Origin of the sequence: Cupriavidus sp. IDO, from assembly GCF_000812465.1 — a bacterium.
GTDB lineage: Bacteria > Pseudomonadota > Gammaproteobacteria > Burkholderiales > Burkholderiaceae > Cupriavidus.
Genome location: NZ_JWMA01000029.1, coordinates 1 through 26,927 on the forward strand (window position 1 = coordinate 1; position 26,927 = coordinate 26,927).

The window sequence follows — 26,927 nt, forward strand, 5'->3', positions numbered from 1 at the left end:
TCCAGGGGCTTCCTCCGCGGCCCTTCATAGTATCTCAGTGAAGCAGAACGTCAGCTTTGTTCCCGTTTGAGCAGGAATGAGCAAGTCTGACGGAACGGTTTGACCTTGCGGCAACGACAACTTATATTGCCACGCACTATTGGTGTCTGATCCGCGTGTTGGAGGGATGCGCCAGCCACAAGGCGCGGCACCATGGCATGAACCGGGCGGCCTGCCGGCCGTACCGAAACGGGGCAACCGCGCATCGACGGCGTGCGCGTGCGAAATGCACGCGCACGCCGTCGATGCGCTTTCCGGGACCATCGCGTCCCTATCGCTCCGTCAGGGGGATTGCCATGCAGATCTTTACGCTGTTCGACGCGCAGATGCGCGACTTCGGCACCGGCCGCCGGCCGCGTTCGGATTTCCACATCGGTTTCCGGTCGCGTGTCCTGGCGGCCAGTGCCGGTCTTGGTCACACATGCGATTACATTTTCCTGCGCACCGGCGAAACACAGAACGAATTTGTCACAAAGTGCCACGAATGGTGGGCATGCCTGCGTGGCGGCATCAGGATTGCCGAGGCGGGGCAAGAGCCGGTGCTGATGAGCGGCGGCGACATCTTTGTGCCGGCCGCCGGTGTGCCGATGCAGTTGAATATCATGCTGGACACGATTCTGGTACGCGTCATGCCGGCTCCCGATGACGCTCAGTCCGCGGGGACGCCAGCCGCGCCGATTCAGGCGGAATTTGCGTGGCTTTCGGTGGGGGAGGACGACTGGGGGCGGCGCCTGCGTGCGCGTGGCCTGCGATGGGCGCTCTGCTATCGCGGCGCATTGAGCCTGCACTGGAGGCCGGCGGCTCCGGATGCCAGGGGCCAGTGCGCACCTCTGCAACCGGGCACCTTGTACGCGCCGGATCCGCAGGATGCCTGCGAGATCGACGTGCTGCAGCCGGGAAGCGGGCTGCTGTGCTGCATGCAAGGGGATCGCGCCGGCAATCTGCAGGCGCTTTGCGCGCCCGCCGGCCTCAATGAAGAACGCCGGGAACCATCCCGGCGCGAAGCGCTTTCGCTGCCGGGTTGAGCGGCAGCGCAGCCATGCGCGACACGCCGCCCGGGCGTGTCGCCGTCATCTTGCCTCAGTGACGCTTGTACTGCGTGGCGCCGAACAGGACCTCGCGTTCCTTGTCGCCTTGCAGCGGCTTGCGCTCCTTGGCCAGCACCTCGACGCCGCGCTTGACCGCCGGGCGTTCAGCGATTTCGTTGAACCAGCGCTTCAGCTGCGGATAGTCGTCCAGGTCCACGCCCTGGTTCTGCCAGCTGCGCAGCCAGGGGAAGGTGGCGATGTCGGCAATGGTGTACTGGTCGCCGGCGAGATACGCGTGCTTCGACAGCTGCGTATCGATCACGCCATAGAGGCGCTTCGCCTCGTTGGTATAGCGGTTGACCGCATACTCGATCTTCTCCGGGGCGTAGATGCGGAAGTGATGCGCCTGGCCGAGCATGGGACCCACGCCGCCCATCTGGAACATCAGCCACTGCAGCGCGTCGTACTTGCCGCGCACGTCCTCGGGCAGGAATTTGCCGGTCTTGCCGGCGAGGTAGAGCAGGATCGCGCCGGATTCGAACAGCGAGATCGGCTTGCCGTCAGGGCCGTCGGGGTCAACGATGGCGGGGATCTTGTTGTTGGGGCTGATCTTGAGGAAGTCTTCGCCGAACTGGTCGCCGGCGCCGATGTTGATCGGGTGGACCTTGTACTCCAGGCCGCACTCCTCGAGCATGATATGGACCTTGTGGCCGTTGGGCGTGGCCCAGGTGTAGACGTCGATCATCGCAATTAGTCTCCTGGCTGTGATTACTGCCACATCCGCAACGGATGCGGCGAACCGGGGGATTTAAGCACAGAAGAAAAAAACGCGCAGACAGGCTGCGCGTTTTCCACACTGCCGGCAGGGCCGGCCGTCTTGCGAGTGAGCCGGGGCTTCAGAAGCCGCGCGCCACCGGCATCCTGATGTCGTCCGGGTTCACATTCATGTGCTTGGCCAGCTCCAGCTTGGCGATGGCGTTGCGGTGCACCTCGTCCGGACCGTCGGCCAGGCGCAGCGTGCGCTGGTGCGCCCACCAGTTGGCCAGCGGGAAGTCGCTCGACACCCCGGCCGCGCCGTGGACCTGGATGGCCCAGTCGATCACCTTCAGCGCCACGTTCGGGGCGATCACCTTGATCATCGCGATCTCGGCCTTGGCCACCTTGTTGCCCACGGTGTCCATCATGTAGGCGGCCTTGAGCGTGAGCAGGCGGGCCATTTCGATTTCGCAGCGGGCTTCGGCGATGCGCTCCTGCGTCACGCCGTGGCTGGAGATCTGCTTGCCGAAGGCCACGCGCGACAGCGCGCGCTTGCACATCAGTTCCAGCGCGCGCTCGGCCACGCCGATACTGCGCATGCAGTGGTGGATGCGGCCCGGGCCGAGGCGGCCCTGGGCGATCTCGAAGCCGCGGCCTTCGCCTAGCAAGATGTTCGAGGCCGGCACGCGCACGTTCTTCAGCTCGATTTCCATGTGGCCGTGCGGCGCGTCGTCGTAGCCGAACACCGGCAGGAAGCGCTTGATGGTGATGCCCGGGGTATCGGCCGGCACCACGACCATCGACTGCTGCTCATGACGGCCGGCATCGGGATTGGTCTTGCCCATCACGATGTAGACCTTGCAGCGCGGGTCGCCGGCGCCCGACGACCACCACTTGGTGCCGTTGATCACGTACTGGTTGCCATCGCGCTCGATGCGGCATTCGATATTGGTGGCGTCCGACGACGCCACGGCCGGCTCGGTCATCAGGAAGGCCGAGCGGATTTCACCGGCCAGCAGCGGCTCCAGCCACTGATCCTTCAGTTCTTCCGACGCGTAGCGCTCCAGCGTTTCCATGTTGCCGGTGTCGGGTGCCGAGCAGTTGAACACCTCGGGCGACCAGGGCACCCGGCCCATGATTTCGCACAACGTCGCGTATTCCAGGTTCGACAGCCCCTGCGGTGCGCGCGGCGAGCGCGGCAGGAACAGGTTCCACAGGCCGGCTTCGCGCGCCAGCGGCTTGAGTTCCTCGATCACCGTCGAAGGAATCCATGCGTTGCCCGCGCGGCGGTTCGCGTCGATTTCTTCCGCGAAGCGCTTCTCGTTCGGATAGATGTGCTTGTCGAAGAAGGCCAGCAGCTTGGCCTGCATTTCCTTGACCTTCGGGGTGTGCTCGAATTGCATGTGGTCTCCTCGCTACTCCAGAAATTGGCACGGCCTTGTCAGGCGCGCCGGTATGCACGCGGCATTTGCCGATGGAATGCACTCTATCTGAAAGTCAGTAATTAGAAAAATGAATTTACTGGATTGGGTAGTATCAATATCCTGCATTCCATGCCAGAATGCCTGCCATGCAGCTCTCCCGCATCGACCTCAATCTCTTCGTGGTGTTCGACGCCATCTACAGCGAAGGCAGCATCACCGCGGCCGCGCGCCAGCTCAACCTGACGCAGCCCGCCGTGAGCCATGCGCTGGGACGGCTGCGGACCTTGTTCGACGACCCATTGTTCGAGCGGCGCGGGCAGGGCATGGCGCCCACGCCGCTGGCGCGCTCGCTGGCATCCGAGGTGCGCGCCGCGCTGCAGTCCTTTGCCCGCACGCTGCAGGATACGCCGCACTTCGATCCCGCCGCGACCGTGCGCCGCTTCACCATCGGCATGCGCGATGCGCTGGAGTCCACGTTGCTGCCGCCGCTGATGGCGCGTGTGACGGCGATGGCGCCGCAGGTGGAAATCGCCGCCATCCGCTTCGACCGGCGCGAGATGGAGTCCGAGCTGCTGGCCGGCACGCTCGATGCCGCCATCGACATCCTGCTGCCGGTGTCGCCGGCCATCCACCACGCGCCGTTCATGGCCGATCCGATGGTGGTGCTGGCCCGGCGCGACCATCCGCTGGTGAAGAAGGAACTGACGCTCGATCGCTATCTCGCGGCCGAGCACGTACACGTGTCGTCGCGCCGCCGCGGAGCGGGGCTGGAAGACCAGGCCCTGCATCGCATGGGCCTGACGCGCCGGGTGCGGCTGCGCTGCCAGCACTATGCGGCCGCCTGCCGCGTGGTGAGCTGCACCGACCTGCTGGCAACGCTGCCGCTGCGCTACGCACGCATCGCCAACGAGCCGTACGCCAACCGGCTGCTGTCGCTGCCGTTCAAGGTGCCGACGCTGGAGCTTCACCTGTACTGGCATGCGGGCGGCGAGAACGACGGCGCCAACCGCTGGCTGCGCGAGCAGCTGATGGCGGTGATGAGCTCGCTCGGCGGCGGCATGTCGGACGTGGCGCCGGCTGCCTGATCCGGCGCTTCGGACGCGTCGGGTCATCCCTTTCAACGCGTTGATGTGATGCACTGCCGAGCCAGTGCGGCACATTTCGCGCTTCCGTGCAGCGCGCACGGGTCACACGTAAGCAATTGTTCGCAGGCTGGACGCTCATCCGGCACGCTCATAACATCGTCCGGTCCCATCTGCCCCCGGCATCACAGCGCGAGCCAGCGCTTGCCTGCCGTCCCGTCCGCCTCGGCGGATCCCTGCGGGCAGTTCCCCCATCCCTATTACGACGATTCAGACCGATGACCGGGAAACGCTTGCTTGCAAAAAACCACGCCCACTCGCCGCGATCCACGCGGCCGGCCTCGCAGTACCTGACGGCTGCCTGCGCTGCCGCCACCTTGCTCGTGCTATCCGCCTGTGGCGGCGGCGGTGATGGCGGCAGTGGGGGTACGTCCGGCTCAGGATCGGGCGCGCAGCCGGCAGCGCAAGGCAGCGCGTCCGGCCAGTCCGCCTCCGGCCCGAGCGGCACGACAACCGCTGGCGCCTGCTATACCGTCAGCGGCGCAGCGCCGGCGTCGGCCTCGGGTTCGACCGTCACCTTGCTGCCGGCGCGCGGCAGCAGCGTGAGCAACTATCGCGTCCTCGACGAGCCGCGCAGCGCGGGGCTCTGCTACGCCAACTACCGGCGCGAGCAGGTCGGCCTGCCGCCGCTGGTTGCGCGCGATGCGCTCGGCAACACGGCCCAGAGCCACACCAGCTACATGCTGGCCAACAACGTGCTCACGCACGACGAGACCGCGGGCAACCCGGGCTATATCGGCGCGACCGCCGACGGCCGCATCCAGGCGGCCTATCCGACCAACGCCACCGCCGAAGTCGTGGCGGGTGCCAACAAGTGGACTTCGGTGGCGAACGCCCAGCTGTCGATGTCGCCCAAGGACGCGCTGGTCTCCGACCTGATCGATGCACCATTCCACCGTTCGGCGCTGCTGGGCAGCTACGGTTCGGCCGGCAGCGGCTTCGCCGAAAGCGTGGGCCCGAACAACGGCGGCACTTCGGCCAGCTACTACCAGACCATCGATCTCGCGGATGCATCGAAGGGCGGCAGCGACAGCCAGATGGTGGCGTATCCGTTCAACGGCCAGGCGGACGTGCCGGCGAGCTGGGTGAATTCGGAAAGCCCCAATCCGGCTCCCGGCTATGCCGGCAGCACCATGGGCTACCCGGTTTCGCTGCAGGCCATCAACACCTCGCTGCAGTTCAATGCGGACAGCTTCACCATCACCGACGCGCAGGGCAACAACGTCAACTGCCTGAAGGTTGACAGCCGTTCATCGGGCCTGTCCAGCGCCGCGCGCGGGCTGGCTATCTGCACGCCGACCACACCGCTGGCGAGCCAGCAGCGCTATACGGTCGCAGTCACCGGCACGCTTGGCAGCCAGCCAGTCAGCCTGAACTGGTCCTTCACCACGCGCTGAGCTCCGCGCGCCGGCGCTCATGGCGAAACGGGGCAGAAGTGGGGCGAGGGTCGAGTGATTGCTGCCTTTTTCGCTGCAGTGCACAGAGGGTGCCGCGCCGAATCAGACGGCCGCCGACATCGGAATCGGCGCTTAGCCACTACAATGCCGACATCCTTCCCTCGGAGAGATCGGATGGCTGACCTGGTTCCTACTACGATGGTCTGGCGAGGCACGCTGGCCCTGACCCTGGCGGCGCTGCTTGGCGCTTGCGCGACACGAAGCGACGTACCTGCTGCAACCGCAGCAACCGCACCAACCGGTGCACCCGCTGCACCAGTGGCATCATCCGCACCGGCGGCGCCTTCAGCGGCTCTGCCCGCCCCGCCTGAAGTTGCCTCGGGCTATCGCGCAGGCATGTCGACGGTCTACTCCGCGCGTCACATGGCTGCTGCCGCCAACCCGCTGGCAACCGAAGCCGGCCGCGATATCCTGCGCAAGGGCGGATCGGCGATCGATGCAGCCATTGCCATGCAGGCCGTCCTGACCCTGGTTGAGCCACAGGCGACCGGCATCGGCGGCGGTGGCTTCATCATGTACTGGGACGGCAAGCGCGTGCAGGCCTATGATGGCCGCGAGACCGCGCCGGCCGGCGCCAGGGAGAACCTGTTCTTGCGGCCCGACGGCAAGCCGATGGAATTCAACGAGGGCCGCATCGGCGGCCGCTCCGTCGGCGCGCCCGGCGTGCTGCGCGCGATGGAGCTGGCACACCGGCAGCACGGCAAGCTGCCGTGGGCCCGGCTGTTCGATCGTGCCATTTCGCTGGCGGAGAACGGCTTCCCGATCTCGGAGCGGCTCCATACGCAAGTGGCGGCCGACCAGTTCATCACAGCATCGCCCGAGATGCAGGCGTACTTCCTGGACCCGCAAGGCAAGCCCAAACCGGTTGGCACGATGCTGAAAAACCCGGAGCTGGCGCAGACGCTGCGCGATATCGCCCGCCATGGCGCGAGCGTGTTCTATACCGGACCGATTGCGAAGGACATCGCCACGAAAGTGAATGGCAGCGCCAATCCGGGCACGCTGTCGACGGCTGATCTGCGCGGCTACGTGGCCAAGGAACGCAAGCCGGTCTGCACCGACTACAAGCTCTGGAAGGTCTGCGGCATGCCGCCGCCGTCGTCAGGCGGCATTGCGATCGCGCAGATCCTTGGCACGCTGCAGGCGCTGGAAACGCATAACCCAAAGTTTGCGCTGGCGGCGCTGAAACCAAGGGCGGTCAATACGCCGGCGGTGCTGGAGGCCAATCCCGCTGCCGTTCATGCCATCTCCGAAGCGCAACGCCTGGCCTATGCCGACCGCGGGCTATATGTGGCAGACCGCGATTTCGTGCCGGTCGATGTGGCGGCCCTGACGAAGCCGGACTACCTGGCCGAGCGCGCCAGGCTGATCGGTGACAACAGTGCCGGCAAGGCGCAGCCGGGCGTGCCGGACGGGCCGACGGTCGCGTTCGCGCCGGATCGTTCTCCGCCGCGCATCTCGACCTCGCAGATCGTGGCGGTCGATGACCGGGGCGGCGCAGTGTCGATGACGACTTCGGTCGAGGCATATTTCGGCTCGCACGTGATGGTGCGCGGCTTCATGCTCAACAACCAGCTCACCGACTTCTCGTTCGTGCCGAGCGAGAACGGCAAGCCGGTGGCAAACCGCGTGGAGCCGGGCAAGCGCCCGCGCTCGTCGATGGCGCCGACGCTGGTGTTCGACAGGAAGACTGGCCAGTTCCTGGCAGCGGTCGGCTCACCCGGTGGCTCCCAGATCATCGAGTACGTTTCGAAGACGCTGGTCGGCCTGCTCGACTGGAACATGGATGTGCAGGCGGCGGTCGGCATGGCCAACTTCGGCAGCCGCAACGGCCCGACAGAGCTGGAGAAGGGCCTGGTGACGCCGGCGCTGGCAGCAGCCCTGAAGCAGCGTGGGCATGAAGTGGCCGAGATCGAAATGACCAGTGGCACGCAGGCCATCATGCGCAAGCAGCGCGCCGACGGCAAGGTGGTCTGGGCGGGCGGCGCGGACCCGAGGCGGGAAGGGGTGGCGCTGGGAGATTGAGGCCGGCTTGCCCCCTCTGTGATTGCGGAAACGGGCGCCACGGCGCCCGTTTCTTGTTTACCGGCTGATTGCAGGCGCGAGGGCCGGGGCTGCTGCTCAGAACTGCCCGAAGAAAGCCCTGGCAGCAGCCATGCAGAACGGCGCAACAAGCGTGCCGTGGTAGGCCTCGAGGACAGCCGCAGCGCCGCCGTCGGTGGCACCCCCTGCCACAGCCTGCGCGGCCAGGTTTGCCTTTGCGCTGGCAAAACCCTGCTTGATCGCGGCGTACGGGTCGGCGGGACCGGCGATGGGGGCGTCGACATCGAGCACGCTGGTCATCCCGGCCGGCACGTTCGCGTTCTGCCAGAAAGCTTGCTGCACGGTCGCGTTGAAGAAGGACACGGTGGGATCGGCGCGCCCGCCGCAGAGCTGTACCGGCGCGCGTGGCAGCCAGTTGCGCAGATCATTGCGCCTGAAGTCCTGGCGCAACGGGTGAGCAGGGCTGGCGGCCGGCGCCATCGCCGCCGTCGGGCTCGGGAACGCGCCATCGGGATTCGCCAGCGAATCTTCCAGCAATCCCAGCCGGTAGTCATTGCGCACGAGATTCGCATTGCCGAAGCCCAACGCGAACAGGGGAGTCAGTTCCGGCGGTGTCAGCGGCGGGGAAAGGGGAGGTGTCAGGGAAGCAAACTGCGGCGCGGGCGGGACGTTGCTGAACAGCTGCGTGGCGGGCAGCTTGCCCCGCGCAATCAGGGTTTCGACCGGGGTGACGCTCGGCAGCAGGTTCCCGATGCCAGGCGCGTAGGCGGCCTCGTAGATTTCGCCGGGGCGGTGGTAGAGATTGCGGTACGAATGCTGGTAGCTCGTGGTGACCAGTACCGCGAATACCGTGGCGCCGATGCCCACCTCCCCGGCTACCAGCGCATCGCCCATGGCCGCCAGGGCATAGGGCCCCGACCCCGGCGCGGATGCCGTTACCGGAACCCCCATCGCCTGCAGCCGACGGTGCGTCGCCATGGCGACATGCCCGCCCTGCGAGTACCCGGTAATGAAGAGCTTGCCGCTCTCCGAGGCTGGCCTGCCCGATCCGGGCTTGCGCATGGCGAAACGCGCGGCCCGCAGAGCATCGACCATATCGGCCGATTGCTGCCTGGCATTCAGGTACGGATGGTAGTCGAGTCCTGAGCCTGCATATCCCGCATAGTTGCTCGCGACGACGATATAGCCCTGGGCCGTGTACATGGCTGCAACGCTGATGCCCTCGGACGCGCCGTCGCCATTGGCAGGATCGGCCTGCATCAGGTCGGCGATATTGAATTTGCGGTAGGTACTGGTCCCGTGCGCGTACATCAGGGTCGGGCGCGGGCCGCTGCAGGCCTGGCCGCCCGGAATCATCAGGGCGGCGCTGGCTGTCGTCGGCTCGCCCGCGCCGCCGACCGTGCGGTACCGCAGGGTTACGATCTCGAGGTCGCACCTGGGCGCCCCGGTGACCTGCAGCAATTGCCGGCCCTCGTCGCTGGCATTGAGCTGCGCCAGCAGGGCGGCGGCACTCAGGCGCAATGTTGTCTTCTGCTCCAGCAGGGCGCCGTCGCGGGCATCGCAGTCGCCGTCACGGCACGACATCGCGGATTGCGCACCGGCACTCGCACTCAGCACCGCACAGGCCATGGCCGCGAGGCCGCCCTTCAACAGGATTGCTCGCATCTCAGGTCTCCTCGACTCGGCTCGTTATTGGTCTTGGAACTGCGGGTAATGAGCGGAGTGTAGGTAAACCGGCTGGCGCGGCATAGGGCGGAATGCGCGCTTTGCCCGTGACGCGTCTCAGCGCTGAAGCGTTTTCAATTTGGTGCAGATCAGAGTTTAGGCGCAGGGCTCCTGGCAGCGAAACAGCTACGCTTCCAGGAATCCATGCAACTCAAATCACCCGCGGTACGGCCAGGACGCTTTCCCGTTCAGCCCTTGGCCTTCTGTGCATATTGCCATCCCATCTCCGCCATCGGACGCGCGCGCTTGCCTGCGTCCAGCGCCTGCGCCGACGACGCGGTGCCATCCACCACACGCTTCATGATGCCCTGCAGGATGCCGGCGATGCGGAACATGCTGAAGGCCAGGTAGAAGTTCCAATCGCCGGTGATCGGGCGGCCGGTGCGCTGCTCGTACATGCGGCGGTAGGTGGCTTCGTCAGGAATGCCCAGCGCGGCATGGTCCAGCCCGGCGATGCCGCGGAACTGGCCCGGGGCGATATGCCAGCTCATGCAGTGGTAGCCGAAGTCCGCCATCGGATGGCCGAGGGTGGAGAGCTCCCAGTCCAGCACGGCCAGCACCTTCGGCTCGGTCGGATGGAACATGAGGTTGTCGAGACGGTAGTCGCCGTGGACGATGCAGGTGAGATCCGCATCCTCGTGGGGAATATGTTGCGGCAGCCATTCCATCAGCGCGTCCATGGCCGGGATCGATTCGGTCTCGGACAGCTTGTACTGCTTGCTCCAGCGCTCGATCTGGCGCTGGAAGTAGTTGCCGGGCTTGCCGTAGTCGCCGAGGCCGATCGCCTGGTAGTCCACGCTGTGCAGGGCCGCAATGACGCGGTTCATCTCGTCATAGATGGCGCTGCGTTCGGCCGGGCTCATGTCGGGCAGGGACTGGTCCCACAACACGCGGCCGGCGACGAACTCCATGATGTAGAAGGCGCGGCCGATCACCGATTCGTCCTCGCACAGCGCGTACATCTTTGCCACCGGCACGTCGGTGCCGGCCAGCGCGGCCATCACGCGGTACTCGCGCTCGATGGCGTGGGCTGATGGCAGCAGCTTGGTCTTGGGACCGGGCTTGGCGCGCATCACGTAGGTCTGCCCAGGCGTGATGAGCTTGAAGGTCGGGTTCGACTGGCCGCCCTTGAACTGTTCTACGGTCAGCGGGCCGGCAAAGCCTTCCACGTGCTGGCGCATCCAGGCTTCCAGCGCCGCAGTGTCGAAGCGCTGCTGGTCCGCGACCGGGCGTGTGCCCTCGAAGTGCGAAACGTTGCTGCTCATGCTGTCTCCGTTGGTTTTCTGATCGGTATGAGGGGGATTTCCGTGTACGGTGCCGGCGCTCAGTTGGCTGGCCGGCGCCCGCGCAGATACTGGTGCAGCAGGACTTCCATCGTCGTATGGCGCGACCCGCTGTGAACCGGCGTGGGCGGCGAATAGTTGGTCATCCGCACCACCCAGTCGAGCGGGCCGTCGCCCATGTCGAGCACGTTGATGCAGCCCGCGGTCTGCAGCAGCGAGCCGAAGAAGACGCGTCGGCCGCAGGTGATGGCCTGCGACAGGATCGCGCGGTTGGTGCCCCCGTGCAGCACCAGCAGGACGGTGTCCCAGTCGGGATCGTTGCGCAGGCGCTCCAGCGCCGGCAGCACGCGATCGAGGAAGTGACCGATGCTTTCGCCATTGAGGAAGCGCTTTTCCTCGGCCACTTCGCCTTCGAAGGCGCCGACGAAGGCGTCGCGCAGGTCTTCGTCGGCAATATCCGCCAAGTCGCCGCCGCGAATCTCCTGCAGCTCGGGCCAGACTTCGGGCGTGACGTCGTGCATCTCCGGCAGCTCGGCCAGCACGCGCTGTGCGGTCTCGACCGTGCGCGGCAGGCCGCTGACGATGACGCGGTCAAAGCGGATGTGCTCGGCGGCAAGGGCCCGCCCGGCGGCGGTGGCCTGCATGCGGCCGGTCTCGTTGAGCGGGACCATCTCCGGCAGGGCGGGACGGCCGCCTTCGTCGAAGTACGAAACGGCGCCGTGGCGCATCAGGTAGATGCGGCGACGCGACGACGGCGGCAATTCCATGCTTGTCTCCTTGCGGTTCGGCAGGGCCCGTCTGCGCGGGCTGCCTGCAGCGGCGCGCTGGGGCGCCGGCGGTGTTCAGCGGTAGCGCGGCTTGCGCTTTTCGAGGAAAGCGCTGATGCCTTCCCCGCCGTCCTTGTGATGCAGTGCGGCCACGAAGCTGTCGCGTTCGGCGGCCAGGTGTTCGGTCAGCGATGCAGTGCCTGCGCCATTGATCAGGCCCTTGATGCGGCCCACCGCATGCGGCGACTGCCCGGCCAGCCCTTCGGCCAGCTGCAGGGCCTCGGACAGCGCCTGTCCGGGCGGTACCACGCGGTTCACCAGGCCGAACTGCGCCAGGCGCGCGGCATCCACGGGCTTGCCCTCCATCATCAGTTCGCTGGCCAGCTGGCGTGGCAGCGCGCGCGCGAGCTCGTAGGAGCCGCCGCCATCGGGCGTGAGGCCCACCTTGACGTAGGCCATCACGAACTTGGCGTCGCTCGCGGCCACGACGAAATCGCAAGCCAGCACAACCGAGAACCCCGCGCCGGCCGCGGCGCCTTCCACGGCCGCGATGATCGGCTTGGGAAAGGCGTGCAGCGATTCGATCCAGTGGTTCAGGGTCTCGATACTCTCCGCCTGCACCGCGGGCGGCTTCGCGCGGTTGCCGAGCAGGCGGTTCAGGTTGCCGCCGGCACAGAACATGCCGTCAGCCCCGGTGATGATGACCGCGCGCAGCTCGTCATCGGTCGCGGCGGCATCGAGCGCCTCCAGCGAGGCCGCGTAAATGTCCGGATGGAGCGCGTTGCGCGCCTCGGGGTTCGAGATGGTCAGCACCAGCGTCGAATCGACACGGGCGGAAAGCAGCTGTGCGGTCATGGGGCGGCCTCGGGTGCGGGTGCTCAGTTCTCTTCGGTCAGCAGCGACAGGCCGAGTCCGGCACGGCGCCACAGCCACGGGCTCGGACGGTAGCGCATGTCGCCGGTCAGGGCTTCCATGTTGCGCAGGGTCTCCAGCACCAGTTGCGGGCCGACCGCGTCGCCGAGCGCCAGCGGGCCCTTGGGGTACCCCAGGCCCAGGTTCACGGCGAGGTCGATGTCCGACGGCGTCGCAATGCGCTGCTGGGCGATATCGCTGGCGATATTGATGATGCAGCAGAGCACGCGCTGGGCCACGAAGCCGGCCGAGTCGCGGATCACCGTAACGGGCACGCCATCGCTGGCGAACAGGCCGTGTGCGGCGTCGCGGGCCGCGGCGCTGGTGGCCGGCGTGGTCATCAGCGTGCGGCGCTTGGTGGCCTCAAACGGCAGCAGCGTGTCGATCGCAACCGTGCGCGCCGGATCCAGGCCCTGCTGCAGAGCGGTTGTGGTAGCGTCGAGGCCCAGCGGGGTGACGATGATCAGCGCATCGGCGGACGGCTGGTTGCCGGCTTCAGGCGTCACACCCATGGCGCCCAGCAGCCTGGTCACCATCGCGTGGCCACGCTCGCTCGCGTGGCTCACCCACACGCTGGACGGGCGCGCAGCCGGCACTGCGGTAGCGGCAGGCACCTGCTTCTGGCCATCGGCATAGCGATAGAAACCGGCGCCGGCCTTGCGGCCGATCAGGCCACCAACCGAGCGGACCGCCGTGATCGGCGACGGGCGGTAGCGCGGCTCCTGGTAGAACTGGTTGTAGATCGACTCCATCACCGGATGCGACACATCCAGCCCGGTCAGGTCCATCAGCTCGAACGGGCCCATGCGGAAGCCAGCCTGCTCGCGCATGATGTTGTCGATATCGGCAAACTCGGCCACGCCTTCCTGCGCAACCTTGAGGCCTTCGATGTTCATGCCGCGGCCGGCATGGTTGACGATGAAGCCGGGCATGTCCTTGCAGCGCACCGGCGTATGGCCCATGCGGCGCGACAGCGCCATCAGCGCATCGCCCACGGCCGGGTTGCCCGACAGGCCGTCGATCACTTCCACGACCTTCATCAGCGGGACCGGATTGAAGAAGTGATAGCCGGCGATTCGGCCCGGCTGCTTTGCGCCCACTGCGATCGCGGTGATCGACAGCGAGGACGTGTTCGACGCGATGATAGCGTCCTCGCGCAGTACGGCTTCGAGTTTGGCGATGAGGTCGCGTTTGACTTCCAGCTTCTCGACGATGGCTTCCAGCACCATATCGCAGCCGGCCAGGTCTTCCAGCGCGCCGCAGGGCTTTACGCGGGCCAGCGTGGCCTCGGCATCGGCCGCGCTGATCTTGCCCTTGTCGGCGAGTTTGGCCAGCGTGTCCTGCAGGTACTGGCGTGCAGCAGCCACGGCCTGCGGGTTGGCGTCGTACAGGTTGACGGTCAGGCCGGCCTGCGCGGCGATCTGCGCGATGCCACGGCCCATGGCGCCGGTGCCGACGATGCCGAGGGTGTCGATAGTGAAAGTGCTCATCATGCGTCCAAAAAGTTGTGGTTAAATTAGCACGATCGTACGTTTTTTGCACCTTCCGTAACAGTGCAGAAAAGCAGGCCGCGTGCGCTGATCGGCCAGACCGGCGGCCCGGAGAGCCCCGGATGGTTCACAATCGTCCCAAGCCAGCGCTTGCGGGCGATCATTCCAACATCGGAGAGAGACGACATGCTGAAACTATGCGGTTTTGCCGCCAGCAACTACTACAACAAGGTAAAACTGGCGCTTCTGGAAAAGAATGTGCCGTTCGAGGAGGTGCTGGCCTGGATCGGACAGACCGATGTCTCGGCCTCGCCGGCGGGCAAGGTGCCTTACATCATCACCGATTCCGGCCCCTTGTGCGAATCGGAACCCATCGCCGAATACATCGAGGCGACCTACCCCCAGACCCCGCTGCTGCCCGCCGACTCGTACCAGGCCGCCAAAGTCCGCGAGCTCGTCACTTTCATGGAGCTGTACCTGGAGCTGACCGCCCGCGAGCTGTATCCGGAAGCCTTCTTCGGCGGCAAGGTCAGCGACAACGTGAAGGAGCGCCAGCACAAGCTGCTGTCACGCTACATTCCGGCATTTGCCAAGCTCACGAAATTCTCGCCGTATATCGGTGGCGATACGTTCACGTTGGCCGACTGCGCGGCCGCCGTCCACCTGCCGCTGGTGTCGTCGTGCACCAAGATCATCTACGGCACCGATATGCTGGCCGACCTGCCGGTCAGGGACTACCTGAAGAAGCTGTCCGAGCGCGAGGCGGTGCAGAAGGTGAATGCTGACCGGAAGGCGAATACGGAGTTGATGCTGAGCCGGAACAAGTAAGGCGCGCAACACGCCAGAAAAGCAAAACGCCCGCGGAAATCGCGGGCGTTTTGCTTCGGAGCCGATGGATACCGGCTACAGCTTGGCGAGCCGTTTCAGCGCCAGCGCCAGCGTCTCTTCCTTCTTGGCGAAGCAGAAGCGCACCAGGCCGGATTCACGCGGCTGCGAGTAGAAGGCCGAGACCGGGATCGCGGCCACGCCGATTTCGCGCGTCAGCCACATGGCGAAGTCGGCTTCGCTCAGGTCGGAAATGGCCGTGTAGTCGACGCACTGGAAGTAGGTGCCGTCCGAGGGCAGCAGCTTAAAGCGCGAGTTGGCCAGCCCGGCGCGGAAGTAGTCGCGCTTGGCCTGGTAGAAGGATGCCAGCTCGAGGTAGGGCGCCGGGTCGGCCATGTAGTCGGCCAGGCCGTGCTGCATCGGCGTGTTCACGGTGAACACATTGAACTGGTGGACTTTGCGGAATTCCGCCATCAACGCGACGGGCGCAGCCACGTAGCCGACCTTCCAGCCGGTGACATGATATGTCTTGCCGAAGCTCGAAATCACGAAGCTGCGGCGCGCCAGCTCGGGGTGGCGCGACACCGAGGCATGTTGCTGGCCGTCGTAGACCATATGCTCGTAGACCTCGTCCGACAGCAGCAGGATGTCGGTGCCCGCGAGCAACTGGGCCAGCTTGTCCATGTCGCCTGCGCGCCAGATGGTGCCGGTCGGGTTGTGCGGGGTGTTGAGGAGGATCATCCGCGTGCGCGGCGTAATGGCGGCAGCCAGGCGGTCGAACGGCACGCGGAAGTCGGGCGCGTCGAGCGTGACCGGCACCGCCTTCGCGCCGGCCAGTTCGATGGAGGGCAGGTAGCTGTCGTAGCAGGGCTCCAGCACGATGACTTCGTCGCCGGGGTGCACCGTGCAAAGGATCGTGGTCAGGATGCCCTGCGTGGCGCCTGCCGTGACCGTGATCTCGGTTTCCCAGTCATAAGCGTGGCCGTACAGATTCGCGATCTTGGCGGCGATGGCCTGGCGCAGGCGCGGAATGCCGGCCATCGGCGGATACTGGTTGTGGCCCGTACGCATGGCGTGGGCGACCGCATCGACGATCTTCGGGTCGCAATCGAAATCGGGAAAGCCCTGGCCCAGGTTGACGGCGTTCTTTTCGGCCGCGAGGGCGGACATCACGGTGAAGATCGTGGTGCCGACGCTGGGCAGGCGCGACGGTGGCGGGGTCAGCGGGGCGAGGGTGGATTCTGCGGACATGGCTGCGGCGAAGGATGGTGCGGTGGGACGGAACATTCTGGATTGGGAAGCGGCTCGCGCAATTCTAAAGGGATTCCGGCGAGGCGGCCGCGGGCGCTCCCTGCGCGGCGAGCCAGGCGCCGAACGCGGGCGGCTTGAGGACTTCCACGCCGCTGGAGCGGCGCAAGCGGCTCCTGAGCTTGAGCACGGCCTTGTCCTTGGAGACCAGGCAGGCCGCGTGCGCGAAGTGGGCCAGTTCGATGAACTTCTGGTCGTCGGTGTCTTTGCAGCGGGGCAGGTTGATGGCGCCGGCCTCGGCTTCGGTCGGCGCGGGCTCGAGGCTGGTGAGCCGGTCCACGGTGGCGAGAGCGGCGTCGATGTCGACGGCAAAGCGCGCGAACTGCGGGTAGGCCAGCACCCGGCGCAGCTCTTCGCGGCAGTCGGCGCGGATCACCGGTGTGACGGCGCCGGCTTCCAGCGCGGCGCGGATCGGCTCGACGTGCGGGTCGCGGAAGACCAGCAGGTCGACCCAGATATTCGAGTCCAGCACCACGCGAGGCGCGTTGCCGTTGGAGGATGTGACGCCGACGGGGTCGGGCGCCGGGCCGCAGCCGGTGGGTTCGTTAGGCATTCGCTACAATCTTGGCTTTGTTTTCTGCCGCGATTTTGCCATGCTCATCGTTCTGTCTCCCGCCAAGTCGCTCGACTACGAAACACCCGCGCGTATCAAGACCCATACGCTGCCTCGCTTTATCGACCGCTCGGCGGCGCTGATCGAACGCCTGCGCAAGCTGGCGCCGCAGGATATCGGCGCCCTGATGGACATTTCCGACAAGCTGGCCGTGCTCAACGTTACCCGCTACGCGGAGTGGTCGCCGGAATTCACCGCCGCCAACAGCAAGCAGGCCGTGCTGGCCTTCAACGGCGACGTCTACGATGGCTTCGATGCGAAAACGCTGACTGCCGACGACCTGGGCTTTGCGCAGAAGCATGTGCGCATCCTGTCCGGCCTGTACGGCGTGCTGCGTCCGCTCGATCGGATGCAGCCGTACCGGCTGGAAATGGGCACGCGGCTGGACAATGCGGCCGGCAAGGACCTGTACGCCTTCTGGGGCGACGATGTCACGCAGATGATCAACGGCGACATGGCCGGACTCAAGCATGAAGGCGCGCCCACCCTGGTCAATCTCGCCTCGGAGGAGTATTTCAAGGTGGTGCGGCCCAAGGTGCTGCAGGCACGGGTGATCACGCCGGTGTTCGAGGACTGGAAGGGCGGCCGCTACAAGATCATTTCGTTCCATGCCAAGCGCGCGCGTGGCACCATGGCACGCTATGCCGTCACGCATCGCGTGACCGAGGCCGCGGCGCTCAAGCGCTTTGCCGGGGACGGCTATGCCTTCGAGGCGGCCGCCTCGGACGACACCCGCTGGGTGTTCCGCCGCCGCCTGGAAGACTGAACCGACTACGCCAAAGAGACTGAACGCCATGACCTCAGCCCTGCATATCTCGACCAGCTTCGATTCGGGCGCGATCGACGTCGAAGCGCTCGATCACGCCGACGATATCCGCCTGCGCATCCGCGCCGACTCCCACGCCGATTTCCGCCAGTGGTTCCATTTCCGCCTGCAGGGCGCGGCGGGGCAGGCGTGCCGGCTGCAGTTCCTCAATGCCGGTGAATGCACCTATCCTGACGGCTGGCGCGACTACCGCGCGGTGGCCTCGTACGACCGGGCGCACTGGTTCCGCGTGCCGACGCGCTACGACGGCGGCGTGATGACGGTGGAATTCACGCCCGAGCACGACAGCGTCTGGTTCGCGTACTTCGAGCCGTACCCGGAAGAGCGCCACCTGTCGCTGCTGGCCACCTGCCAGCGCTCGCCGCTGGCGAAGCTGTCGCACCTGGGCAGCACGGTCGACGGCCGCGACCTGACCATGGTCACGCTGGGAAAGCCGGCGCCGGGCAAGAAGACCATCTGGATGATTGCCCGCCAGCATCCCGGCGAAAGCATGGCCGAGTGGTTCTGCGAAGGCGTGCTGCAGCGGCTGACCGGCACCGGCATATGGGCGCATGATCCGGTCGCGCGCAAGCTGCTCGAGCGGGCCGTGTTCCATATTGTCCCGAACATGAATCCGGACGGTTCCGCGCGCGGCAACCTGCGCACCAACGCCGCCGGTGCCAACCTGAACCGCGAATGGATGACGCCGAGCCGGGATACCAGCCCCGAGGTCTGGCACGTGCGCCGGGCCATCGAGGCAAGCGGCTGCGACCTGTTCTTCGACATCCACGGCGACGAGGCGCTGCCGTACAACTTCGTTGCCGGCAGCGAGATGCTGCCGGGCTTTACCGAAGCGCAGCGCGTGGAGCAGGGCCGTTTCATCGAGGCCTTCAAGCGCGCCTCGCCCGATTTCCAGGACGTGCACGGCTACGCCGCCAGCAAGTACAACGCCGACGCGCTCAAGCTGGCCTCCAAGTACATCGGCCACACCTTCGGCTGCCTCGCGCTGACGCTGGAAATGCCGTTCAAGGACAATGCCGACCTGCCCGACGCCGCTGTCGGCTGGAACGGCGCACGCAGCGCCTTGCTGGGCACGGCCATGCTGCAGGCGATCCTGGACTACCTGGGCTGAATGCACGACGAAAGGCCCGCCGGCATGGCGGGCCTTTCACGCTATCGGCGCGGCGCTTATTGCGTCTTCTTCGTCGTCGAGGTCTTGCTGGTCGACTTGGCGGACGAAGATGTCTGCTTGCTGCTCGCCTTGGCAGTCGATTTGGACGACGACTTGGACGAGCCGCTGCTCTTGCTTGCCTTGCTGCCCTTGTGGCTCTTGCCGGACGACGCGTGCGACGAGGCGTGCACCGCCGGCGCCGCGGCAGCTTCCGAGATGGTGGCGCCGCTGCTGTCCAGCAACTCGTACGCGAGCATCATGCCGTCGTCATAGCCGCAGCGGACCTTGACCGGTTGCCACTGGTCGTCGCCACGCCGCTTGTGGGCGGTGGCCGGGAAGGTCACGACCGAGCTGACCGGCACGGATTGCTTGCCTTGCGAGAAGCGGCCGCTCCAGGATTCCACCGTGGCCTGGTCGGGGCCGAGCGCACCGGTCGGGATCTTCAGCGCATCGTAGCTCGAGGAGCGGGGCACTACCCAGCTCGCGTGGGCCGCGCAGTCCGCCACATCGGCCGTGGCGTTCTCGGTCTTCATCAGTTGCTCGCGCATCTTGACGCGATACTCGGCCAGGCTCACCCGGCCGCGATCGGGCAGGGTGACGGTCTTGGTGGGCGGCGTGGTGGAGGCGGCGGGTGTAGTCGGTGCGGCGGCGGGGCGGGCGGGCGCGGGCGCAGGCGTTGCGGCGGCCGGGCTGGCCGTGGCATCGGTGCCTTCGGCCGGCAGGTTGGCGCAGCCCGCCAGCGCGATCGCACCGGCCACTGCGGCAGTCAGCATGCTGAGGCGGCTGCCGATCAGTTCGGAAATTCGTCGGATCACGGGTTTGTCTTGCCGTTGCAGGCAAGCTGGGTTCGCAAAGGATTGCCATGATAGAGGAAACCTATGCGGCAAAGTTCCTAAACTTTGTTACCCATTCTTCTAAGGCATCCGTTCGCCGATGATCCACGGAGAAACGTCGTGGATGGCGGCGGAACGCTCCCGTTTGCTAGCAGGAAAACTCCGGGTCGCGCAACTGAGGCGAACCCGGAGGTTATGGCGTGGCGCTACCCGAAGCGATGCAGTTCCCGAATCAGGACAGCGCGCGTGACTGCATCGAACGCGTGAAGCGCAGCAGCTCGTCGAGCAGTGCATTCAGGTTGTGCCTGAGCCTGGCGAAGCCCTCGGTGTGGGTCAGTCCCGCCTCGTCCATATACAGCTTGCGGTTGATCTCGAGCTGCAGGCTGTGGCGCCCGGTCTGCGGCTGTCCGACCACGCGCACGATCTCCACGCCCTTGTAGGGGTGGTTGCGCCAGACGTCGTAGCCCATGTCCTTGAGCACGCCCTCCACACGGTCGGTGAAGCGCTTGTCGCAGGTGGTGCCGTCACGGTCGCCGACTACGAAGTCAGGGTGCTGCAGCCCCGGAAACTCGGTGGCGTATTGCGCGGCCTGGCTCGGCATCGAATGGCAGTTGATGTGCCACGCGCTGCCATGCGCGGCGACGGCGCGGTCGGCCAGCTTCTGCAGCTGCGCGTAGTAGGGCAGGTAGCAGCGGTTGATGCGGTCCTGCACCTCGGCCACGCTCAGCTTGCGGTCGTAGATGGCTTCGCCGGTGTCGAGCACGCGCCAGACCAGGCCTTTTCCGAGGCGGGTCTTGGACGTTTCCTGCTTCGCGCCCGGCCAGGGGGCGTCGAGCAGGACTTCGTCGATTTCCTCCAGCGCGCGGTTGGCGTCCAGGTAGCTGCGTGGAAAGCCCGCGCACAGCAGCGGAATGCCGCGCGCCGGCGCGCCGGCGTAGAGCTCGTCGACAAAGGTGTCCTCGGCTTGCCGTAGAAGGGCCAGCGGCAGCGTCGGGTCGGGGCGGAAGTCCGTCGGGTACGTCGTCGCGCTGTGCGGCGAATCGAGGAACAGCGCGCTGGGCGCGCCTTCCGGCTGGTACAGGAAGTACGGACTATCCGCGGTCTTTCGGTCTGTTTCAGTCATGATGCTGCGCAATCAGTCGAGGGAAATCCTGGCGGCGGCGGCAATGCGCTTGTTCTTGGCCACTTCGCTCTTGATCTGCGCGGCAAATTGCGCAGGCGTATTGCCTACCGGCGTGGCGCCCAGCTTCTCGAGCCTGGCCTTCACTTCCGGCAGCGCCAGCACCTTGAGCGCGGCGGCGTTGAGCTTGTTCTGGATGTCGGCCGGCAGGTTGGCCGGCGCGATCAGGCCAAACCAGGCGGCGTCGTTGACTTCCGGCAGGCCTAGCTCGGCAAAGGTCGGCACGTTGGGCAGCGCCGCCACGCGCCTGGGCGAGGCCACGGCCAGGGCGCGCAGCTTGCCGCCTTCGATGAACGGGAGCGACGACGGCAGGTTGTCGAACAGCACCTGCACCTGGCCGGCCAGCGCATCGTTCAGCGCCGGGCCCACGCCCTTGTACGGCACATGGAGAAGCTCGGTCTTGCTGCTCATCTTGAACAGTTCTCCCATCATGTGCGAGACGCTGCCGTTACCCGCCGAGCCATAGGCCAGCTTGTTCGGCTGTGACTTCGCCAGTGCGATGAACGACTTCATGTCGGTGGCCTTCACCGCCGGGTTGATGCTCATCACATTCGGCACCGATGCCAGGTTGGTGATGGTGGTGAAGTCCTTGGTTGCATCGTAGGACAGGCGCGGGTAGACCGCTGGATTGATGCCATGGGTGGACGCCGTGGCAATGCCGAGCGTGTAGCCGTCCGGCGCGGCCTTGGCCAGGTAGGCCGTGCCGATGCTGCCGCCGGCGCCGCCGCGGTTGTCCACCACGACGGCCTGGCCCAGCTGCTGGCCGAGCTTGTCGGCCACGATGCGGGCGACGATGTCCGTGGTGCCGCCCGCGGGGAAGGGCACTACCAGCGAGATGGGCTTGTTCGGGTAGTGGGTCTGCGCGGCGGCGGGCAGGGCAAAGGCAGCGGCGGCGGCAGCCGAAACGGCGGCGAGAACGTGGAGTAGGTGGCGGCGTTGCATGCGATTTTCCGGGAAAGGGAGGGAAAAAGTGGTTTTCACGATTCTGCTCGCCCGAGCAAGCCGGCCGCAAACGAAATAAAATCCCGAGGTCATTCCATTTGGTCGTGAACCAAGAGGTGCTTTATGCGACGTCTATGCCCGTCGCTCACCGAGTTGCAGGCGTTCGAGGCCGCCGCCCGCCACAACAGTTTTACCGTCGCTGCCCGTGAACTGCATGTCACCCAGGGGGCCGTCAGCAAGCAGGTGCGCAGCCTGGAGGCTTTCCTGGGCGTGGACCTGTTCGAGCGGGTGCGCCAGCGCTTGCTGCTGACAGCCGCCGGCGAGCGCTACCTGGAGCGCATCCGTCCCAGCCTGAACGAGATCGAAGCTGCCACCGTCGAGCTGATCGCCCGGCAGGGCCGCGGCGGCATCCTGCACATCGCCAGCATGCCGACACTCGGCGCCAAGTGGCTGATCCCGCGGCTGCCGCAGTTCTTTGCCAGGTATCCGGATGTGACGCTGGAGTTCGTCCCGCACGCGCAGGGCTACGATTTTTCCGAGCCCGACCTCGATGCCGCGATTCGCTTCGGCGATGGTGTCTGGCCGGGCAGCCTGGCCGACTACATGACCGGGCGCGAAGTCCTGCCGGTCTGCCGCCCCGGGCTGCTGGACGACGAGCCGGACGGCGTCGCGCGCGCGCCCGCCACGCTGCTGCGCTACCCCTTGCTGCACCACACGACCGTGCCCGAGGCCTGGCCCGACTGGTTCTCGGAGCTGGGCGTGTCCACCCGCAAAGCGTGGAGCGGGGCGCGCTTCGACCAGTTCTCGCTGCTGACGCAGGCGGCGTTGTCGGGGCTCGGCATCGCGCTGATCCCGCGTTGCCTGATCGAAGCAGAACTCGCCAGCGGCGCGCTGATGGTGGCGCATCCGGCCAGGGTGCCCAGCAAGAAAGGCTACTACCTGTGCTACCCGGAGCAGAAGCAGCATCTGCCTGCGCTGCGCATCTTCCGCGAGTGGGTCATGGAAGGCGCGGACGTGCCGGCGGAGGGCGGGGCGGGCTAAGAACCCGTTTCATTGTGAAACGGGTTCCAAGGCGTGCCCCGCAACTGAACAGAGATAGCGCGCTTACTTCGACAGCACCTTCATCGCCTGTTCCAGGCCGGCGAGCGTCACCGGGTACATCCGACCCTTCATCAGCTGGTTGATGACGGTGATCGACTGCCGGTACTGCCACAGGCCTTCGGGCTCCGGGTTGAGCCAGACGAAGTGCGGGAACTGCTCGGTCATGCGGTTCAGCCACACGGCGCCGGCTTCGGCGTTGTTGTACTCCACCGAGCCGCCTGGCTGCAGGATCTCGTACGGGCTCATGGTGGCGTCGCCGACAAAGATGATCTTGTAGTCCGGCGTGTACTTGTGCAGCAGGTCCCACGTGGCCAGCTTCTCGGCGTGGCGGCGGCGGTTGTTCTTCCACACATGGTCGTACAGGCAGTTGTGGAAGTAGTAGTACTCCAGGTGCTTGAACTCGGTCTTGGTCGCCGAGAACAGCTCTTCCACGCGCTTGATGTGGTCGTCCATCGAGCCGCCCACGTCCATCAGCATCAGCACCTTGACCTTATTGTGGCGCTCGGGCCGCAGCTTGATGTCGAGCAGGCCGGCGTTGGCCGCGGTGGAGTGGATGGTGTCGTCCAGGTCCAGTTCGGTGTCGGCGCCTTCGCGGGCGAAGCGGCGCAGGCGGCGCAGCGCGACCTTGATGTTGCGCGTGCCGAGTTCGACCTGGTCGTCGTAGTCCTTGTAGGCGCGCGTCTCCCACACCTTGATGGCGGTGCGGTTGCCCTTGGACGGCCCGCCGATGCGGATGCCCTCGGGGTTGTAGCCGCCGTGGCCGAACGGCGAGGTGCCGCCCGTGCCGATCCACTTGTTGCCACCTTCGTGCTTCTCCTTCTGTTCCTCCAGGAGTTGCTTCAGGCGTTCCATCAGTTTGTCCAGGCCACCCATGGCCTCGATCTTGGCTTTCTCCTCGGGAGACAGCTCGCGTTCGAGGGTTTTCTGCAGCCAGTCGAGCGGAATGTCGGACTTCCAGTCGACCAGGCTTTCCACGCCCTTGAAGTAGGCGGCGAAGGTCTGGTCGAACTTGTCGAAGTGCTTCTCGTCCTTGACCAGCGTCATCCGCGACAGGTAGTAGAACTCGTCGATGGACGGGGAGATGACCTGCGCCTTGAGCGCTTCCAGCATGGTCAGGTATTCCTTGACCGAGACCGGCAGCTTGGCGTGGCGCAGCGAGAAGAAGAAATCGATCAGCATGATGCCTCGCTTTCAGTCGGCGGCCGCTTCAGCGCGGACGGTCGAGCTGGAATTGCAGGTGTTGGCGCACCGCCGGCCATTCGCTGGCGATGATCGAAAACACCACGGTGTCGCGCAAGGAGCCGTCCGGCAGGCGCTGGTGGTTGCGCAGCACGCCGTCCTGCTTTGCCCCGAGCCGGGCAATGGCGGCGCGGCTCTGCTGGTTCATCCAGTGCGTGCGGAATTCCACGGCGATGCATTGCAGGGCTTCGAACGCGTGGCGCAGCAGCATCAGCTTGCACTCGGTGTTGATCGGGGTGCGGTGCGCACTGCGTGCGTACCACGTCGCGCCGATCTCGAGCCGGCGGTTGGCGGCGTCGATGTGCATGAAGTTGGTCATGCCGGCCAGCTTGCCGCTCGCGTTGTCGCGCACGGCGAATGGCTGCCACATGTCCTGCTCCTGCCATGCCAGCCGGTGCTCGATCTCGGCCTCGATGGCCTCGGGTGCGGGCACGCTGGTGTACCAGAGCTTCCACAGCTCGCCGTCGGCCACGGCCTCGCGCAGGCCGGGGGCGTGCGCGGCGGACAGCGGCTCGAGCGTGGCGTGCTTGCCGGTCAGCGTGACCGGCCGGACGAACGATGTCATGAACGACTGCCTGCCGTCAGCGGTTGGCGCGGTTCATGAACACCAGGCGCTCGAACAGGTGCACGTCCTGCTCGTTCTTCAGCAGCGCGCCATGCAGCGGCGGAATCGCGGCCTTCTTGTCCGGGCTCTTCAGCGCCTCGGGCGGCATGTCCTCGGCCATCAGCAGCTTGAGCCAGTCGATCAGCTCCGACGTCGACGGCTTCTTCTTCAGGCCCGGCAGGTTGCGCATCTCGTAGAACGATTCGAGCGCGGCCGCCACCAGTTCGCGCTTGATGCCAGGGTAGTGGACGTCGACGATCTGCTGCATCGTCTCGGCATCGGGGAACTTGATGTAGTGGAAGAAGCAGCGGCGCAGGAAGGCGTCGGGCAGCTCCTTCTCGTTGTTCGAGGTGATGATCACCAGCGGGCGGTGCTTCGCCTTGACCAGTTCGCGCGTCTCGTAGACGTAGAACTCCATGCGGTCGAGTTCGCGCAGCAGGTCGTTGGGGAATTCGATGTCGGCCTTGTCGATCTCGTCGATCAGCAGCACGACCTGTTCGTCCGCTTCGAAGGCCTGCCACAGTACGCCCTTGACGATGTAGTTGCGGATGTCGTGGACGCGGTCGTCGCCCAGCTGCGAGTCGCGCAGGCGCGACACGGCATCGTATTCGTACAGGCCCTGCTGCGCCTTGGTGGTCGACTTGATATGCCATTGCAGCAGCGGCATGCCCAGCGCGGCGGCCACTTCCTCGGCCAGCATGGTCTTGCCGGTGCCGGGCTCGCCCTTGATCAGCAGCGGACGCTGCAGCGTGCGGGCGGCATTGACGGCCAGCTTCAGGTCGTCGGTGGCGACATATTGATCACTGCCCTCGAAGCGGGCCTGCTGGGCGGTGGACGCGATGGGCGAAGCGTTAGCGGTGTTGGTCATGAGACAACCTGAGGTGGCGGGCGGTGGGCCGGTTTGATGTTCGGTGTGGTTTTTATGCCATGAAGGTCACGGCTGTAGAACGCGGCGGAAAACAGGGAAAGAGCGCCGGAAGAGGCATCGCCGCGGGTCTCCAGAGCCGCCTGGCAAATGCCATCCGGGACCGGCGAAAGCCGGTCGGAATGGGCCAGTATAAAAGAGCTTTGGCGTTCGCGTATGCCCCGGGCGCGCTGCTGGACTGCCGGGTGAAGCCTGCGGTACAATGCGGCGGTTTGACGCGCCCCCACGTCCAGTTCCCCAGTATCCGGCAGTCCGCGTTCTGTCTCTCTGCGGCCCTTCCGGGTCGCGGCGATTGCGAGAGATGGTTCCAGAATGGTGTTCCACAGCCCGGCATGCAGACCGGGTGCGACATGTCTGGCCGGCTGCGCCTCGGCGATCCCCGCGGGAATGCCAGGGCTTGCGCAGAGGCATTCTGAAACCGTCTCCGCCCGACAGGGCAGGTCACGCACGGTTTAACTTCCAATCAGCTAAGACAATGAAAAAGCTCCTCACGATGGTGGTGCTGGGCGCGGCCGCAACGGCAGCGCAGGCCCAGGAAGTAAAGGGCAATGGAGACGCCGCCAAGGACAAGGTCGCAATGTGCATCGGCTGCCATGGCATTCCCGGCTACCGTGCATCGTTCCCGGAAATCTATGAAGTTCCGATGCTGGGCGGCCAGAGCGCCAAGTACATTGAGAACGCGCTGAAGAGTTATCAGAAGGGCGAGCGCAAGCACCCGACCATGCGTGGCATTGCCGCCACCCTGACCGACCAGGACATCGCCGACGTGGCTGCGTACTACTCGCAGCAGAAGGCCGGCTCGGCAACCAATTCCCTGAAGTAAGAGGCTCCATATCATGAAGACGCTTAAGACGCTTTCGTTCGCGATCGGCGCACTCGTGCTGGGTGCCTCCGCCATGTCGGCCTCGGCCGCGGATCTCGCTGCCGGCAAGGCGCTGGTCGAGAAGGGCAACTGCGTGGCCTGCCACGGCGCCGGCCTGAACGCACCGATTTCGCCGGACTACCCGAAGCTGGCAGGCCAGCACGCTGACTACCTGTACCACGCGCTGGCCTCGTACCAGACGTCGGGCAACACGCTGGTGGGCCGCTCCAACGCCATCATGGCAGGGCAGGTCAATTCCAATCCGGCCGTGACCGGTAAGGACGGCAAGCCGCGTCCCTTCACCCGCAAGGAGCTGAAGGACATCGCCGCCTATATCGAATCGCTGCCGGGCGACCTGGTGCTCAAGAAGTAAGGCACCCCCGTTTCGGGCAGGAAAAAAGCCGGCCAAGTGGCCGGCTTTTTCTTTGGGCTCGATGCGGGGATGCCCCCGCA

The 26,927-nt window shown here is 65.9% G+C and carries 25 protein-coding genes; 10 read left to right on the forward strand and 15 right to left on the reverse strand.

Annotated features, from left to right (window positions below; translation table 11 throughout):
- Nucleotides 1–365 precede the first annotated feature (365 nt).
- Nucleotides 366–1,064, forward strand: a complete 699-nt coding sequence (locus RM96_RS09500) for a hypothetical protein (protein ID WP_238587203.1) — start codon at nt 366–368, stop codon at nt 1,062–1,064.
- 55 nt (nt 1,065–1,119) lie between these two features.
- Here RM96_RS09500 and RM96_RS09505 read toward each other — a convergent pair whose 3' ends face one another.
- The gene (locus RM96_RS09505) at nt 1,120–1,812 is read right to left on the reverse strand and encodes a glutathione binding-like protein (protein WP_039010100.1); all 693 of its coding nucleotides are present in this window, start codon (nt 1,810–1,812) and stop codon (nt 1,120–1,122) included.
- Between the two features lie 151 nt (nt 1,813–1,963).
- A complete protein-coding gene (locus tag RM96_RS09510; protein ID WP_039010102.1) occupies nt 1,964–3,226 on the reverse strand; it encodes an acyl-CoA dehydrogenase family protein in 1,263 nt (420 codons plus the stop codon).
- A 167-nt stretch (nt 3,227–3,393) separates the two neighbouring features.
- Here RM96_RS09510 and RM96_RS09515 point away from each other — a divergent pair, with 167 nt between their 5' ends.
- From RM96_RS09515 to ggt, 3 genes are all read left to right on the forward strand, one after another.
- A complete protein-coding gene (locus RM96_RS09515) occupies nt 3,394–4,332 on the forward strand; it encodes a LysR family transcriptional regulator (RefSeq protein WP_039010250.1) in 939 nt (312 codons plus the stop codon).
- 275 nt (nt 4,333–4,607) lie between these two features.
- Nucleotides 4,608–5,786, forward strand: a complete 1,179-nt coding sequence (locus RM96_RS09520) for a CAP domain-containing protein (protein WP_039010104.1) — start codon at nt 4,608–4,610, stop codon at nt 5,784–5,786.
- A gap of 174 nt (nt 5,787–5,960) precedes the next feature.
- Complete coding sequence (ggt, locus tag RM96_RS09525) at nt 5,961–7,871, forward strand: gamma-glutamyltransferase (RefSeq protein ID WP_039010106.1); 1,911 nt, start codon at nt 5,961–5,963, stop codon at nt 7,869–7,871.
- Between the two features lie 96 nt (nt 7,872–7,967).
- Here ggt and RM96_RS09530 read toward each other — a convergent pair whose 3' ends face one another.
- The 5 genes from RM96_RS09530 to RM96_RS09550 all read right to left on the reverse strand — a co-directional run bounded on the left by RM96_RS09530 (nt 7,968) and on the right by RM96_RS09550 (nt 14,066).
- Nucleotides 7,968–9,554 (reverse strand): alpha/beta hydrolase family protein, encoded by a 1,587-nt coding sequence (locus tag RM96_RS09530; protein ID WP_039010108.1) that lies wholly within the window; start codon nt 9,552–9,554, stop codon nt 7,968–7,970.
- 248 nt (nt 9,555–9,802) lie between these two features.
- A complete protein-coding gene (locus RM96_RS09535; RefSeq protein WP_039010110.1) occupies nt 9,803–10,879 on the reverse strand; it encodes a phosphotransferase in 1,077 nt (358 codons plus the stop codon).
- 59 nt (nt 10,880–10,938) lie between these two features.
- On the reverse strand, nt 10,939–11,664 hold the full coding sequence (locus RM96_RS09540; protein ID WP_039010112.1) for a histidine phosphatase family protein: 726 nt from the start codon (nt 11,662–11,664) through the stop codon (nt 10,939–10,941).
- Nucleotides 11,665–11,739: 75 nt separating this feature from the next.
- Nucleotides 11,740–12,519 (reverse strand): oxepin-CoA hydrolase, alternative type, encoded by a 780-nt coding sequence (locus tag RM96_RS09545; RefSeq protein WP_039010114.1) that lies wholly within the window; start codon nt 12,517–12,519, stop codon nt 11,740–11,742.
- Nucleotides 12,520–12,542: 23 nt separating this feature from the next.
- On the reverse strand, nt 12,543–14,066 hold the full coding sequence (locus RM96_RS09550) for a 3-hydroxyacyl-CoA dehydrogenase (protein WP_039010116.1): 1,524 nt from the start codon (nt 14,064–14,066) through the stop codon (nt 12,543–12,545).
- Between the two features lie 186 nt (nt 14,067–14,252).
- Here RM96_RS09550 and RM96_RS09555 point away from each other — a divergent pair, with 186 nt between their 5' ends.
- The gene (locus tag RM96_RS09555) at nt 14,253–14,894 is read left to right on the forward strand and encodes a glutathione S-transferase (RefSeq protein WP_039010118.1); all 642 of its coding nucleotides are present in this window, start codon (nt 14,253–14,255) and stop codon (nt 14,892–14,894) included.
- A 75-nt stretch (nt 14,895–14,969) separates the two neighbouring features.
- Here RM96_RS09555 and RM96_RS09560 read toward each other — a convergent pair whose 3' ends face one another.
- Together RM96_RS09560 and RM96_RS09565 are read right to left on the reverse strand one after the other, a co-directional pair.
- A complete protein-coding gene (locus tag RM96_RS09560) occupies nt 14,970–16,142 on the reverse strand; it encodes a pyridoxal phosphate-dependent aminotransferase (RefSeq protein ID WP_039010251.1) in 1,173 nt (390 codons plus the stop codon).
- A gap of 64 nt (nt 16,143–16,206) precedes the next feature.
- A complete protein-coding gene (locus RM96_RS09565; RefSeq protein ID WP_039010120.1) occupies nt 16,207–16,752 on the reverse strand; it encodes a putative toxin-antitoxin system toxin component, PIN family in 546 nt (181 codons plus the stop codon).
- A gap of 40 nt (nt 16,753–16,792) precedes the next feature.
- Here RM96_RS09565 and yaaA point away from each other — a divergent pair, with 40 nt between their 5' ends.
- Complete coding sequence (gene yaaA / locus RM96_RS09570) at nt 16,793–17,578, forward strand: peroxide stress protein YaaA (RefSeq protein ID WP_039010252.1); 786 nt, start codon at nt 16,793–16,795, stop codon at nt 17,576–17,578.
- A gap of 28 nt (nt 17,579–17,606) precedes the next feature.
- Complete coding sequence (locus RM96_RS09575; protein ID WP_039010121.1) at nt 17,607–18,749, forward strand: M14 family metallopeptidase; 1,143 nt, start codon at nt 17,607–17,609, stop codon at nt 18,747–18,749.
- Between the two features lie 56 nt (nt 18,750–18,805).
- Here RM96_RS09575 and RM96_RS09580 read toward each other — a convergent pair whose 3' ends face one another.
- The 3 genes from RM96_RS09580 to RM96_RS09590 all read right to left on the reverse strand — a co-directional run bounded on the left by RM96_RS09580 (nt 18,806) and on the right by RM96_RS09590 (nt 21,743).
- Entirely contained in the window at nt 18,806–19,603 is a 798-nt protein-coding gene (locus tag RM96_RS09580; protein WP_443112250.1) for a BspC domain-containing protein, read from the reverse strand.
- A 250-nt stretch (nt 19,604–19,853) separates the two neighbouring features.
- Nucleotides 19,854–20,744, reverse strand: a complete 891-nt coding sequence (locus tag RM96_RS09585) for an N-formylglutamate amidohydrolase (RefSeq protein ID WP_039010254.1) — start codon at nt 20,742–20,744, stop codon at nt 19,854–19,856.
- 12 nt (nt 20,745–20,756) lie between these two features.
- Nucleotides 20,757–21,743, reverse strand: a complete 987-nt coding sequence (locus tag RM96_RS09590; RefSeq protein WP_039010124.1) for a tripartite tricarboxylate transporter substrate binding protein BugE — start codon at nt 21,741–21,743, stop codon at nt 20,757–20,759.
- Between the two features lie 123 nt (nt 21,744–21,866).
- Between RM96_RS09590 and RM96_RS09595 the strand changes: the two genes are divergently transcribed.
- Entirely contained in the window at nt 21,867–22,784 is a 918-nt protein-coding gene (locus RM96_RS09595) for a LysR substrate-binding domain-containing protein (RefSeq protein WP_039010126.1), read from the forward strand.
- 63 nt (nt 22,785–22,847) lie between these two features.
- On the opposite strand, the gene RM96_RS09600 is transcribed toward RM96_RS09595, so the two are convergent.
- From RM96_RS09600 to RM96_RS09610, 3 genes are read right to left on the reverse strand one after another with little or no spacing between them, the layout of a single operon-like run.
- Entirely contained in the window at nt 22,848–24,023 is a 1,176-nt protein-coding gene (locus tag RM96_RS09600; protein WP_039010127.1) for a vWA domain-containing protein, read from the reverse strand.
- Nucleotides 24,024–24,051: 28 nt separating this feature from the next.
- Nucleotides 24,052–24,648 carry a GNAT family N-acetyltransferase gene (locus tag RM96_RS09605; protein WP_039010129.1) on the reverse strand — a complete coding sequence of 199 codons (597 nt, stop codon included), beginning with the start codon at nt 24,646–24,648 and terminating at the stop codon, nt 24,052–24,054.
- Between the two features lie 16 nt (nt 24,649–24,664).
- Nucleotides 24,665–25,555, reverse strand: a complete 891-nt coding sequence (locus RM96_RS09610) for an AAA family ATPase (protein ID WP_039010131.1) — start codon at nt 25,553–25,555, stop codon at nt 24,665–24,667.
- 532 nt (nt 25,556–26,087) lie between these two features.
- Here RM96_RS09610 and RM96_RS09615 point away from each other — a divergent pair.
- The gene (locus tag RM96_RS09615; protein WP_039010132.1) at nt 26,088–26,435 is read left to right on the forward strand and encodes a c-type cytochrome; all 348 of its coding nucleotides are present in this window, start codon (nt 26,088–26,090) and stop codon (nt 26,433–26,435) included.
- Nucleotides 26,436–26,448: 13 nt separating this feature from the next.
- On the forward strand, nt 26,449–26,847 hold the full coding sequence (locus RM96_RS09620) for a c-type cytochrome (RefSeq protein WP_039010134.1): 399 nt from the start codon (nt 26,449–26,451) through the stop codon (nt 26,845–26,847).
- Nucleotides 26,848–26,927: the final 80 nt, after the last annotated feature.